This window comes from Mycobacterium sp. GA-1199 (genome assembly GCF_001500045.1).
GTDB lineage: Bacteria > Actinomycetota > Actinomycetes > Mycobacteriales > Mycobacteriaceae > Mycobacterium.
The window spans coordinates 479,579-492,502 of sequence record NZ_LQIX01000001.1 but is presented as its reverse complement, the minus strand read 5'-3'; the positions used below and the strand labels follow the sequence as shown (position 1 = coordinate 492,502).

The following is a 12,924-nucleotide window of genomic DNA, read 5'->3' as shown; positions in this document are numbered from 1 at the left end:
AAACCCCACCGCGACGGCAGTCCGACGAACTAGTGTCCAGGTACCGGCAATCACCGCCCCAGCGATCTCACGATCGCGTGACGAGGAGTTGGCCTTGGCGACAGCCTCCGAGCCGATCGGCGCGCCCGCCGCGATCGGCGACCCCTACGCCTTGGACCCCGCGAAAATCAAAGAGCCGCCGAAGGGTTGGGGACCGAGCGTCCGCTTCCTCGGGCCGGGGATGATCACCAGCGCCGCCGTGGTGGGCTCCGGTGAGCTGATCACCGCCACGACTCTGGGCGCCGAAGTGGGCTTCCTGCTGCTGTGGCTGGTCTTCGTCTCGACGTTCGTCAAGGTGGCCGTTCAGATCGAAGTGGCCCGCTGGTCGATCTCCACCGGGCAGTCGGCCATCGAGGGCTACAACCGGGTGCCGCCGCGGTTCCTCAAGCGCGGCTGGGTCTCCTACCTTGCGGTGCTGATGTTCCTGCAGTTCCTGACCAGTCAGGCCGGTGTGTTGAGCGCCGCGGGCCTCGCACTGTCGCTGCTGGTGCCGATCGGGGGCGACTCGCCGAGCACCGCATCGGTCGGCTTCTGGGTGCTGGTGATGGTGGTGGTCGCCATCGCCATCCACATCGCGAACCGGTACGGGATCGTCGAGAAGGTGTCGACGGTCCTGGTCGTGATCGTCACCGCGGCGGTGGTCGTCCTGGTGTTCGGCATCCAGGCCACCCCGTTCGCGTGGAGCATCTCGGACCTGGCCGGTGGCATGCAGTTCCAACTCGCCGCAGGGACCATGGGAGTCGCGCTGGCGATGTTCGGCCTCACCGGCGTCGGAGCCGGCGAGATCACGTCGTACTCGTTCTGGTGTGTGGAGAAGGGCTACGCCGCCTGGACCGGCCCCAACGACGGATCCGAGGCCTGGGTACGGCGGGCGCGCGGCTGGATCTCGGTGATGAAGAAGGACGTCTGGGTCGCCTGGGTCATCTACACCACCTCGACCGCGTCGTTCTACATCCTCGGCGCGGCGGTGCTGAATCCGCAGGGGTTGGTGCCCGCCGGAAACGAAGTGCTGACGACGATCTCACGGATCTTCACCGACACCGTGGGCGACTGGGTCGGCGTCGTGTTCCTGGCGTTCGCCGCGCTGGCGCTGTACAAGACGATCCTGGCCAACGTCCCCAGCCTCAGCAGGCAGGTCGCCAACGCGATCGCGGTGTTCGGCGTCTTTGACTGGAAGGACTCGACGTCCCGCGACCGGTGGCTGCGCGGCCTGATGGTGGTCCAGCCGATCCTGTGGGGTGTGCTCGGGGTGGTGGCCGCCTCGCCGCTGGCACTGGTGATCCTCGGCGGCATCCTCAACGCCCTGTACCTGGTGGCTGTTTCGGTGGCTAGCCTGTACCTCTCGTTCAGGGAGACCGACCCGCGGATCAAGGACGGCCGGATGTTCACCGTCTATCTGGTCGTCTCCGCCATCGCGATCTTCGCGGTCGGGGCGATCTCGCTCTACGACATGTTCTGACGGGGCCCGGTGACGACTGCCGGCCGCCGCGCCTGGATCGACGCGACCGCGGGAGTCGCCGGCGACATGCTGCTCGGTGCGCTGGTCGACGCGGGCGCCGCGCTGCCGTCGGTGCAGCGCGCCGTGGCCGCCGTCGTTCCCGGTGAGGTGGAGATCGGTACCCACACCACCCGTCGCGCCGGTCTGCGGGCCGTCCGCGCGCAGGTCACCAGCCGCGCGCACGACCACCCGCACCGCCGCTGGGCCGACATCCGCCTACTGCTCGAACGGGCACCGTTGACCATCGGTATCCGGGAGTCCGCGCTGGCGGTGTTCGCTCTGCTCGCCGACGCCGAGGCGCGCGTCCACGGGGTGCCCACCGACGAGGTGACGTTCCACGAGGTGGGCTCGTGGGACGCGATCGCCGACGTCGTCGGCGTGTGCGCCGCGTTGGCCGACCTGGGTGTCACCGAGGTGACCGCAAGCCCGGTCGCGCTCGGATCCGGGCGGGTGAACGCCGCCCACGGCGAGTTGCCCGTGCCCGCACCCGCGGTGCTCGAGTTGTCCCGCGGCTGGCAGGTGTCCTCCGGCGGTGAGGGTGAACTGGCCACGCCGACCGGGATGGCCCTGATCCGAGGGTTGGCGGCGCGGTGCGGCCCCATACCCGAGATGACGGTGACGGCGGTGGGCGTGGGTGCCGGAAGCCGCGACGTGGCGGGCCGGCCCAACGTGGTGCGTGCCGTCCTCGGCGAACAGGAATCCGACGCCGCGATGTCGACGATGTGGGTGCTGGAAACCAACGTCGACGACATCGACCCGCGCGTGTGGCCGTCCACGCTCACCGCGCTCCTCGACGCGGGCGCGGCGGACGCGTGGCTGGTGCCGATCGTGATGAAAAAGGGTCGACCCGCGCACACCCTCTGCGCGCTGGCAGCCGAGGACAAGCGCGATACGCTGCGCTCGGAGATCTTCGCTCTCACAGGGACTTTGGGTGTCCGCGAAGCTCCGGTGCACCGGACCGCACTGGAGCGCGTCGTGGTTCCGGTCACCGTCGAGGGCGGCTCGATCCGGGTCAAGATCGGGTTGCGGGGCGGGACCGTGGACGTGGCCACTCCCGAGTTCGACGACGCGGCGGCGCTGGCACAGCAGCGCGCGGTGCCGGTGCGGCAGGTTCTCGAGGAGGCGATCGCGGCGGCCGCCTCGCGCGGACTGCGGCGTGGAGCGCCATGGCCGGTCGGTGGCGACCCTCAGGCCGGGGCCGCGATCTGAGCCGCCAAATGACCTGCGCCATAACCGTTGTCGATGTTGACCACACCCACACCAGGCGCACAGCTGTTCAGCATGCCCAGCAACGCCGCCAACCCGCCGAACGCGGCGCCGTACCCGGTGGAGGTCGGCACGGCCACCACCGGTGCGCTGACCAGACCCGCGACGACCGCGGGGAGGGCTCCGTCCATGCCGGCGACGACGACGATCACGCGGGCCGCGCGAAGCGCCTCCTGCTTGGCGAGCACCCGGTGCAGCCCCGCGACGCCGACGTCCATGATCAGCTCGGCCGGCCTGCCGAGATGGCGCGCGGTCAGCAGTGCCTCGCGTGCGACAGCGTGATCGGCGGTGCCCGCGGCGACGACGAGCACCAGGCCTCCGACCGGCTGCGGCGGCTGCGCCGGCCACGCCAGCAGGCCGCACTCGTCGGCGCAGAAGACGTCGGGCAGTTCGGCTCGGACGGCCCGGGCATGTTCGGGTGTGGCGCGGGTGAACAACGCGCGGGCGCCGTGCTCGCGCAGTGCCGCGGCGATGGCACGGACCTGTTCCGGCGTTTTGCCTTGGCACAGAACGGCTTCGGGGTAGCCGCGACGCCGGGCGCGGTCGAGGTCCAGCTCGGCGACGGTATCGGGCGCGTCGGGTTCGTCAGTCACCGCGAACGACCATGAGCGGGACGGTGAAGGCGCCGGACTGGATCCCCGCCAGGTCCACGGCCACGAAGCGGAAGCCCGCCGACGTGACGGCGTGGTGTACCTGCGTGCGCAGCTCGCCGGTCGCGCGGCCGATGTCGGCCTGGGGCAGTTCAACTCGGGCGACGTCACCGTGGTGGCGGACTCGGCAATCGTCGAATCCCAGTCGGAACAACTGTCTTTCAGCGCTCTCGATCTGCGCCAGCTTCTGCGCGGTCACGGGCTCGTAGTGCGGGATCCTGGACGCCAGGCACGGCCGGGCCGGTTTGTCGGCACACGGCAGCGACATCACCCGCGCGATGCGGCGCACCGCCGCCTTGTCGAGTCCCGCGTCGGCGAGAGGACGCAGCACACGATGCTCGACCGCGGCTCGCGCACCTGGACGGTCTTGCCGGACAACGTCATCGGCGTTCTCACCGTAGGCGATGGCGTCGAGCCCATGACGCTCGCACACCTCGCTGCCGATGCGGGTGAACAGCTCGTCCTTGCAGTGATAGCAGCGATCCGGGCCGTTGGCCCGGTATTCGGGGCGCTCCCCCTCGCGGGTCTCGACCTCCACCACCGATGCGCCGAGAAAGCGCGCGACATCGTGAGCGGCCGCGCGTTCGTCGTCGGCGAGGCTGGGCGAGACGCCGATGACCGCGAGCACGCGGGACGGCCCCAGCGCGCGGATCGCGAGCCCGAGCAGTGTCGCCGAATCCACCCCGCCCGAGTACGCCACACCGAGTCGGCCGATTCCGTCCAGCTGCGCCGTCACCCGGTCGACTCCCGCCTGGTCGTCCCCGAACACCATGCCCAAAATCCTAGAGGCTCAACTCACGTGCGAGGGTCGCGACGGCGTCACGCAACCGCTCGTCGCCGACGCCGAGGCGGGCCAGCACGCGGTCCACGGCGTCGTCGATCCCGGCTCCGGCGGCAAGCGCGGTGAACTCCTCGGCCGCGACGTCGTCCACGGGAGCGCCCTGACCGCGCAGGTGGCACACCCACGCCGCCAGGATGCGCGCCGCGCCGACCGGTACCCGGCCTGCGGCGAGTTCGGCCCGCACGATGGGCAGCACCCGGATCGGCAGCTTTTGTGAGCCGTCGGCGGCGATCTGGCTCAGCCGGTGGCGGATGCGTGGGTTCGCGTAGCGCTCCCGCAGCGCGTCGCGGTAGGCGGCGATCTCCGCATCGGGCAGCGGCAACTGCCGTGCGGCGTCGTCCCACCACTGCTCCACCCAGCCGAGCACCACCGGATCCGACACCGCCTCGTCCACGGTGTGATGACCGCGCAACGTCGCGGCGTAAGCCATCAGCGAATGAGACCCGTTGAGCAGCCACAGTTTTCGCGCCTCCCATGGCGCGATGTCGTCGACGACGCGGGCTCCTGCCGCCTCCCAACGGGGCCGCCCCCGCGGAAACTCGCCACACAACACCCATTCGGCATACGGCTCGGTGACCACCGCGGCCGGGTCGTGCGCCGCCGCACGGTCCTCGTCGGTGGCGCGCGGCGTGATCCGGTCGACGACGGTGGAGACATAAGCGATTTGCGCAGCGATCCATTCGGCAAGACCCGGGTCCACGGCCTCGGCCAGTTCCGCGATGACCCGCGCGGCCATCGCCCCGTTGTCCGGGACGTTGTCGCACGGTATGAGCGCCAGTCCGGGCAGACCGAGACCGCGCCGCACCGCGAAGCCGAGGACGAACTTGCCGGGCGCGGTGACCACCTCGGCGGCCGAGCCGTGGCCGCGCAACGCGGCGATATCCGCGGCGACCTCCGCGTCGGCGCGGTCCAGGCCACCATCTCCTGCGCGCCGGTAGCCGGCCTCGGTGACGGTCAGCGTCGCCAGCGCCAACTCCGGGAGCGCGAAACAGCGACGCCAGTCGTCGAGGTCCGCGGACACGCTGGTGAGCGAGGAGATGATCTCCGGCCGGTCGCCATCGGCGCCGCGGACCAGCAGTGTGTAGAGCCCGTCCTGTGCGGCCAGGTGACGTGCGGTGGCACCGGATCGGCCGGCGAACGCCGCGATCCCCCAGTCCGCGCCGTCACCGGCGTGCTCGGTGTACCAGGCCTGGTGCGCTCGGAAGAAGTTGCCGGTTCCCAGGTGAGCGATGCGCACCGGCCGCACCGGGAGGTCGCCGTCGCGCTTCGTTCCGAGCTGCCCGACGTCGGTCATCCGTCGATTGTGCGTCGGGTGTGCACCACAGTGCCAACTTGCCAACACCTCCTTGCCAACGCGTCGCGCGGGCCACAGGATCGAGTCATGACGCTGATCGGTGAGGTTCCGCCCGGGTTGGCCGCGACCGCAGCGCGGATCGGCGGCGCGACCACCGTGCTCACCGAGGACGAGGTCACCCAGTTCGTCCACGAGCAACTCGGTGCGCACGCCTTCGACGGGCGCAGTGTCTGTGTCCTCGTCCCCGACGCGACCCGCACGTGTCCGCTGCCGCTGCTGCTGCGTGCGGTGCACGGTGCGTTGTACGGACGGGTGAGCCGGCTGACGGTCCTGATCGCGTTGGGCACGCACGCCAAGATGAGCGAGGAGGCGCTCGCCGAACACCTCGGATACCCGGCCGGCCGACTGGCGGAGAACTATCCGGGCACCACGGTGATCAACCATGAGTGGTGGAAGCCGGAGAGCTTCGTCGACCTCGGCACCATTCCCGCATCGCGCATCGCGGAGCTGTCCGAGGGTCGGATGAACCTCGACGTGCCGGTGCTGCTCAACCGGGCCGTCGTCGACCACGACGTCGCTCTGGTGCTCGGGCCGGTCCTGCCGCACGAGGTGGTCGGCATCTCCGGCGGCAACAAGTATTTCTTCCCGGGTGTCGGCGGCCAGAAGATCATCGATGTCTCGCACTGGCTGGGCGCCCTGATCACCTCGGCCGAAATCATCGGCACGACGGGCATCACCCCGGTGCGCGCGCTGATCGATGACGGGGCGGCATTGATCCCCAGCGAGAAGCTGGCACTGTGCGCGGTCACCGCCGAGACCGCCGACGGCGCGACCGACAGCGCCGTGGGCAGCGCCGTGCGATCACCGGTACAGACCAGCGGCCTGCATTCGCTGTCGTTCGGCGACACCGTGGCGTCCTGGGCGTCGGCGGCCGAGGTGTGTGCGGCCACCCACGTCACTTACCTCGATGCGCCCGTCCGACGGGTGTTCTCGATCGTCCCGCAGATGTATGACGACATCTGGACCGCAGCCAAGGGCTTCTACAAGGTCGAGCCGGTGGTCGCCGACGGCGGCGAGGTGATCCTCTACGCCCCGCATGTCACGGAGCTGTCCGCCTCCCACCCCGAGATCTACGAGATCGGCTACCACTGCCGCGATTACTTCGTCAAACAGTGGGACCGCTTCGCGGCGGTGCCCTGGGGCGTGCTGGCCCACTCGACGCACCTTCGCGGTGCGGGCAGCTATGACGCCGAGACCGGCGAGGAGCGGCTGCGCGTGCAGGTCACCCTCGCCACGCGAATCCCCGAAAATGTCTGTCGCGCCGCGAATCTGGGCTATCTGGATCCGGACTCGGTTAATCCGCAGGCCTACGCCGAGGACGCCGACACGTTGGTGGTGCCGCGCGCGGGAGAGATGCTCTTCCGGCTGCGTTGACCGTCGGCTACGTCGGCCTCGTGGCTCAGCCGAGATACGCCAGCGTTGCGGCGATCGCGGCTTCGGTGCCGGTGCGTAGCGTCGGCTGGATCGCGGGTGCGAACTCCGGGTTGTGGTTCGCCACGACGTGCTGGCCCGGCAGGAACCCGCCGTTGCTCCAGTAGGTGTAGGGCACCCCGAAGGCATCGGGGATACGGCTGAAGTCCTCAGATGCGGTAGCCGGCTCCAGTTCGTGCACCCTCTCGGCCCCGAAGGCCTGGGTGAAGGCCTGCGTCACGGCGTCTGTCACCTGTGGGTCGTTCACGGTGCGCGGGAAAGTGGCGATCGTCTCGAAGGTGGGCTCCTTCGGTGAGCCCGAGGCTTCGCACTCCGCTCGCACGATCCTGTCGATGGCACCCAGGATCGTGTCCCGCACCGCTGGGTCGTAGGTGCGCACATTGAGCAGGAGCTCGGCCCGGTCGGCGATGACGTTCGGGGAGTCACCGACCCGAACCGACCCGACGGTGACCACACCGAAGTCACCGGGCGCGATCTCTCGGGAGACGATGCCCTGCAGCCGCATGACGATGGCCGAGGCCAGCACCGCGGGGTCGACACCCAAATGCGGCATCGAGCCGTGCGAGCCCTGCCCGAAGACGGTCACCTTGAGGCTGTCTCCGGCAGACAGCACCGCGCCGCTCCGGGTGGCGACATGGCCGGCTTCGGGCGCCGTCAGGACGTGCTGGCCCAAGCACACGTCGGGTTTGACGTCGGCGAGCTTGTCGACAAGCCCGTCGTCGACCATCGCCTGCGCGCCTTTCCCGGTCTCTTCGCCGGGTTGGAACAACGCCAGATAGGTACCTGACCATTCGCTCTTGTTCCTCGCCAGCAGCGCGGCGGCACCCAGTGCGGATGCCACATGGGCGTCGTGGCCGCAGGCATGCATCTTTCCCGGTTCCGTGGAGGCGTACTCCAAGCCGGTCGCCTCCGTCACCGGGAGGGCATCCATGTCCGCGCGGAAGAGAACACTGCGGCCTTCGCGGTTGCGGATGACGCCGACAACCCCGCCGCCGATCTGCAGGATCTCCTCGACACCGACCTCCCGGAGCTTGTCGGTCACCTTGCCCGCGGTGCGCGCTTCTTCGCCCCACACGTCGGGGTGGCGGTGGAGGTCCTTGTAGAACTCCTCCTGCCACGGCTGAACCTCGTCGATTCCTGCCATCGCGTCGCCGAGCTTCGCCGGGCTCATCGACGGGTCCACCGAGGGTCCGGCCGCTTCGACCGCAGTGCGGGGCGGGGTGGGTTCATGGGGTTGCGAGTAGCCGATCGCAGACGCCTTAACCATTTGCCCGGAGCGACTCCGCGTCCCGCGTCAGAACCGCCCGCAGTTCGACGCCGTGGGCACACCCTTGAACCGGTCGGCGATCCACTGCATGGCGGGTTCGCCGTCGACCAGCATGGGCAGGCCGTGGTTGACCATCGCCTTGTTGAGGAACGGCGGCTGCTCGTTGGTGCGCGCCTCGACGTCTGCGCCCTGGGCGCACCAGTCGCGACCCATTTGCATCGCTGGCGCCCAAGGCACCAGCGGGTCGTATCGGTTGGCGTTGATGAGTACGGGCGCATTGGGTTTCGTGCGGCCCAGCTTCTGCTCGTCGAACAGCGACTTGAACGGCTCCTGCTCGACGAGTTCGAAGATGTCCTGATTGAAGTAGGGCTGAAGGTGCCGGAACATGAACTTCGTCAGCGTCTCGGCGACGCACTGGTCCTGCACCTTGAACAGCATGTCGGCCCCGCGCGGTGTCAGCGTCGCCCGGATCGCCGCCTCGTGTTCGGGGTAGGCCGCCATCACGCCGTTCAGCGCATAGCCGACCGCTCCGATCAGCATGCTGCCGTCGATGAACGGGAACAGCGCCTTGAGATCGGCCGGCGGCGCCCCGGCGTAGGCGCCGACGATGTCGAGTTCGGGCGCGTACGACTCGGCCATCTCCGCTGCGGACGCCGCGGCGCCACCGCCCTGCGAGTAGCCCCAGAACGCCAGCGGACCGTCCGGCTCCAGCGAGGTGCCGGGCAGGTTCTTGGCGGCCCGCGCCGCGTCGAGCATCGCGTGGCCCTGCGACACCCGGTTCGCGTACGTGTGCAGCCCCGGGGTGCCAAGACCCTCGTAGTCGGTCATGACGATCGCGAAGCCGCGCGCGACCATCGTCGCGACGAACAACTCCTCGTAGTTGAACGCGAGGTCGAGGTACGGTGACCAGTGGATGCCCTGATTGAACTGCCGTGACGGCGCGCACTGATCGCCCTGGCCCTGCGTGCCTGGGCCGTAGACGATCAGTGGCCGCGGCCCGCCGAACGGCCACGGCGCGTGCGGTTCGAAGTAGGTACCGGTGACGACGTTCGGGTTCCCCCGAGCATCATTGCTGCGGTACATGATTCGCGTGCCGTCGGCCATGATCATGCCGAGTTCGCCGGACGGTTCGAGCACTAGGCGCGACGGCTCCGTGCGCACCAGATCGCCGGGCTTGCCAGGCGGCAACGGATCAGGAGGCGTATAGAACGCCTGGTATTCGTCCTCGTTGAAATAGGGGTGGTGATCGTCGATCGTCGGGTCGTCGGCCGCCGCGGGCACCGCGGTTCCCCACACCAATGCGAGTACGAACGCGATGACCAACCCGCGCACGCCGCGACCCACGCGCCGACCCTAACAAGAACCACTACCGCTCGGCGGCAACTAGCTGCCGTACCGCCGGGGCGACCTCCGCGGCGTAGCGTTCGGTGGTGGCGGTGTCGTCGGAGGCCAGTACGAAGCCGCTGACGCCGAAGGCCAGCGCGACGTCGGTGAGCTCCTCGGCCCACTGCCGCGGAGGCCCCTGCAAAAAGCCCGATCCGGAAAAGCTGCCGCCGATGTTGAGCAGCCGGCGGATCGCGCGCGGTTCGCGTCCGGCGGCCGCCGCCGCGTCGTCGATGTGGCGGTTCAGCGCCGCGAGGTCGGCGACGCCCCCGGGGAGATACTGCAGCGAGGGCAGCCACCCGTCGGCTTCGCGGCCGATCAGCCGCAGCATCCGCGGCCGGTAGGCGCCCAGCCAGATGCCGACGTCGTGCGCCGGTGCGGGTCCGCGTTTGGCGCCGCGCACGCGGTAATGCGCTCCGTCAACGGTCAGCACACCGGTGGCGTCGACGTCCCACATGCCGCGGATGATCGCGATGGCCTCCTCCAGCGCCGCCACCGACTCCCCCGCGCCGCGGCGCGGTCGACCCATCGCGGCCACCCCGTCCCAGAACGCGCCCGCACCCAGGCCCAGCTCGACTCGACCAACGGTGAGCAGATCGAGGCTGGCCACCGAACGGGCCAGCACCGCCGGCGGGCGCAGCGGCAGGTTGATCACGTTGGCGCTCAGCCGGATTCGTTCGGTTTGCGCGGCGACGTAGGACAGCAACGTCCAGGTGTCGTGAAACCTCGCCACGTACGGGTGGTCCTGGTAGGTGATCAGGTCCAGGCCGGCCCGCTCGGCAACGACGGCCTGGTCGACGGCCTGACGGGCGGGGCTGTTGTTCGGCGTGACGAAAGTGCCGAAGATCAGGTCGTGTCCGTAGTCGGTCATGGCATGACCCGCATGTCCGGGTCGCGCAGTTGCGGCAGTGCGGCCTCGATCGCGGCCCGGTCCGGCTCCAGCCACGGCGGCAGCTTCAGCGCCCGACCCAGTTCCATCAGCGGTTCGTCGACGGTGAATCCCGGAGTGTCGGTGGCCATTTCGAACAGCACTCCGCCGGGTTCGCGAAAGTAGATGGACTGGAAGTAGTTGCGGTCCAGGATCGGTGTGACGTTGAGCCCGTTGCCCAGCAGGAGTTCGCGCCAGCGCTGCTGGTCGGTGCCGTCGGGGACCCGCCAGGCGATGTGGTGCACGGTGCCGGCGGCGACGAGGCCTCGTGGCGCCTCCGGGGAGCACACCACATCGAGCCGCGAGCTCGCGCCGCCGTCGCCGGTGCGGAACCGGAACCGGTTGCCCGACTCGTCGACATAGCGGAATCCCATTGTGTCGGTGAGCAGTTCGGCGGTGCTCTCGAAACCGGCCTCGGTCAGCGTGACCGAGTGCAGCCCGCGGATCGCGTGCTCGGCAGCGACCGGCCCCTGTTCCCACACCGGTTCGTCGGCGGCTTCGGGGTGGGCGGCAAGTTTTAGGCATAACCCGTCGGGGTCGCGCACGGTCATGGCGTCCTCCCCGTTGCGGGTGCCCGGCTCACCGACCGCGACATCCAAGGCCGTCAGCCGGTCCCCCCACCAGCCCAGCGACGCCTGCGGCACCGACAGCGACACGGTGGTGGCCTGCCCGGTGCCGCGGCGCCCGGGCGGGAGGCCGGGCCATGGAAAGAAGGTGATCAGCGTTCCGGGTCGGCCGAACTCGTCGCCGAAGTACAGGTGGTAGCCGTCGGGGGCGTCGAAGTTGACCGTCTTCTTCACCAGCCGCAGGCCCAGCACCTCGCGGTAGAAGTCGACGTTGCGCTGCGGGTCCGCGGCGATCGCCGTGACGTGGTGCAGACCCGCCGATGATTCGGGTCTGGTCGTCATGGTCTCTCCCGGGGCAGCATTGGGCTCTCACGGCAATGAATACCCACCGCGCCAACGAGTACGCCCCGGCGGGTCGAGCGATGAGTTCACGCGCCGGCGCGAGTCTGCCTAGCCGAATGCTCACGTGACGAGGAGGAAGTTGGGAATGACGACTCATGCGGTCGGGACGCGTGACCAGTGGCGAGCGGCCTACGAGCGACAGTTGGCCAACGAGAAGGAGCTCACCCGCAGAGCCGCCGAGCTGGCAAAGGAGCGGCAGGCACTGCCGTGGGTGCGGGTCGACAAACTCTACGAGTTCGACACCACCGCGGGACGTCGCACGCTCGCCGAACTGTTCGACGGCCGATCACAGCTGATCGTGCGGCACTTCATGCACGGGCCGAAGACGCCGGAAGGGTGTCCGGGCTGCACCTTCGAGACCGACAACCTGGTCGGCGCGGTTCCGCACCTGGCGCGGCGCGACGTCACGTTCATTCTTTCGTCGCGTTCGCCGCTACCGGTTCTGCTCGCCTACAAGCAGCGGATGGGCTGGGAGGTGGAATGGGTGTCCTCCGCGGACAGCGATTTCGACGCCGACTTCTTCGGCTACATGCACGTTCCGACGCCGCGCCGCGACTTCGGGTCGGGCAGCGGCAGCATGCTCGACGTCATGGAGCTGATGGCGCTGAGCTGTTTCGCGTTGGAAGACGGCGTCGTCTACCACACCTACTCGACGTACGACCGCGGCACCGAAGCGCTGAACGCCACGTGGCAGCTGTTGGACCGGGCGCCCAAGGGCCGCGGCGAGGACTTCTCCGACTGGCCGCGCAAGCGCGACGAGTATCCGGAGTAGGGCCCGCGCCGCTTGCGGGTTTCTGGGCGGCTCCTGTGAACCTGCTTGGGACGCAGAGCATCAACGGTCGCCCGGTTCCACACTGGCACTCGCACCCTGACCGAAGGAGTCCGTCCGATGTCCGGAACCCGTAGGGCATACCCGCTTTCGTTGGCCGTCGTCGCCGGGGCCGCACTGCTCGGCTTGTCCCCGTTGGCCAGCGCCGAACCGGCGAACTGCACCAGCGCCGACCTCGAAGGCGTCCGCGCCGGGGTCGACGCGTCAACGTCGGCCTATTTGTTCACCCACCCCGATCTCAACGGCTTCATGAGCACGCTGCGAGGCATGTCGCGTGAGGGGGTGGCCGAGCAGGTGAAGGGATACATGGCCGGCCATCCGCAGGAGAGCGCCGAGATGGCGAGTATCCGGCAGCCGCTCATGGATCTGAAGAACCACTGCGGAGGCTTGGACCCGACACCCTGAACCCTGCAGGAAACCCCGCCGTGACCGATACATGCGGCAACGAAAAGTCCCCGGCACGCGGATGT

At 69.3% G+C, this 12,924-nt stretch carries 12 protein-coding genes; 5 read left to right on the top strand and 7 right to left on the bottom strand.

Annotation, left to right across the window (positions count from 1 at the left end):
- Window positions 1–94: 94 nt before the first annotated feature.
- Window positions 95–1,498, top strand: a complete 1,404-nt coding sequence (locus tag AU198_RS02380) for an Nramp family divalent metal transporter (protein WP_197415991.1) — start codon at window positions 95–97, stop codon at window positions 1,496–1,498.
- A gap of 9 nt (window positions 1,499–1,507) precedes the next feature.
- The gene (larC, locus tag AU198_RS02375) at window positions 1,508–2,746 is read left to right on the top strand and encodes a nickel pincer cofactor biosynthesis protein LarC (protein ID WP_231744544.1); all 1,239 of its coding nucleotides are present in this window, start codon (window positions 1,508–1,510) and stop codon (window positions 2,744–2,746) included.
- Here the strand turns inward: larC and larB are convergent.
- From larB to AU198_RS02360, 3 genes are read right to left on the bottom strand one after another with little or no spacing between them, the layout of a single operon-like run.
- A complete protein-coding gene (gene larB, locus AU198_RS02370) occupies window positions 2,725–3,396 on the bottom strand; it encodes a nickel pincer cofactor biosynthesis protein LarB (protein WP_064345831.1) in 672 nt (223 codons plus the stop codon). The genes larC and larB overlap by 22 nt on opposite strands.
- Window positions 3,389–4,225 carry an ATP-dependent sacrificial sulfur transferase LarE gene (gene larE, locus AU198_RS02365; protein ID WP_064345830.1) on the bottom strand — a complete coding sequence of 279 codons (837 nt, stop codon included), beginning with the start codon at window positions 4,223–4,225 and terminating at the stop codon, window positions 3,389–3,391. The genes larB and larE overlap by 8 nt, the downstream gene beginning before the upstream one ends.
- A gap of 10 nt (window positions 4,226–4,235) precedes the next feature.
- Window positions 4,236–5,588: a mannitol dehydrogenase family protein gene (locus AU198_RS02360; RefSeq protein ID WP_064345829.1), complete on the bottom strand. Its 1,353-nt coding sequence runs from the start codon at window positions 5,586–5,588 to the stop codon at window positions 4,236–4,238.
- Window positions 5,589–5,675: 87 nt separating this feature from the next.
- On the opposite strand from AU198_RS02360, the gene AU198_RS02355 reads away from it, so the two are divergent.
- Window positions 5,676–7,022 (top strand): lactate racemase domain-containing protein, encoded by a 1,347-nt coding sequence (locus AU198_RS02355; RefSeq protein ID WP_064345828.1) that lies wholly within the window; start codon window positions 5,676–5,678, stop codon window positions 7,020–7,022.
- A gap of 25 nt (window positions 7,023–7,047) precedes the next feature.
- Here AU198_RS02355 and AU198_RS02350 read toward each other — a convergent pair whose 3' ends face one another.
- Genes AU198_RS02350 through AU198_RS02335 form a run of 4 tightly spaced genes read right to left on the bottom strand, consistent with a single transcriptional unit; the run spans window position 7,048 to window position 11,565 of the window.
- Complete coding sequence (locus tag AU198_RS02350) at window positions 7,048–8,346, bottom strand: amidohydrolase (protein WP_353612076.1); 1,299 nt, start codon at window positions 8,344–8,346, stop codon at window positions 7,048–7,050.
- 27 nt (window positions 8,347–8,373) lie between these two features.
- Window positions 8,374–9,690, bottom strand: a complete 1,317-nt coding sequence (locus AU198_RS02345; protein ID WP_502689253.1) for a lipase family protein — start codon at window positions 9,688–9,690, stop codon at window positions 8,374–8,376.
- Between the two features lie 22 nt (window positions 9,691–9,712).
- Window positions 9,713–10,600 carry an LLM class flavin-dependent oxidoreductase gene (locus AU198_RS02340; protein ID WP_064345827.1) on the bottom strand — a complete coding sequence of 296 codons (888 nt, stop codon included), beginning with the start codon at window positions 10,598–10,600 and terminating at the stop codon, window positions 9,713–9,715.
- On the bottom strand, window positions 10,597–11,565 hold the full coding sequence (locus tag AU198_RS02335) for a ring-cleaving dioxygenase (protein WP_064345826.1): 969 nt from the start codon (window positions 11,563–11,565) through the stop codon (window positions 10,597–10,599). Before AU198_RS02335 ends, AU198_RS02340 begins: the two co-directional genes overlap by 4 nt.
- A 145-nt stretch (window positions 11,566–11,710) precedes the next feature.
- On the opposite strand from AU198_RS02335, the gene AU198_RS02330 reads away from it, so the two are divergent.
- Both AU198_RS02330 and AU198_RS02325 read left to right on the top strand, forming a co-directional pair.
- Complete coding sequence (locus tag AU198_RS02330; RefSeq protein ID WP_064345825.1) at window positions 11,711–12,397, top strand: DUF899 domain-containing protein; 687 nt, start codon at window positions 11,711–11,713, stop codon at window positions 12,395–12,397.
- Between the two features lie 117 nt (window positions 12,398–12,514).
- A complete protein-coding gene (locus AU198_RS02325) occupies window positions 12,515–12,859 on the top strand; it encodes a heme-binding protein (RefSeq protein ID WP_064345824.1) in 345 nt (114 codons plus the stop codon).
- Window positions 12,860–12,924: the final 65 nt, after the last annotated feature.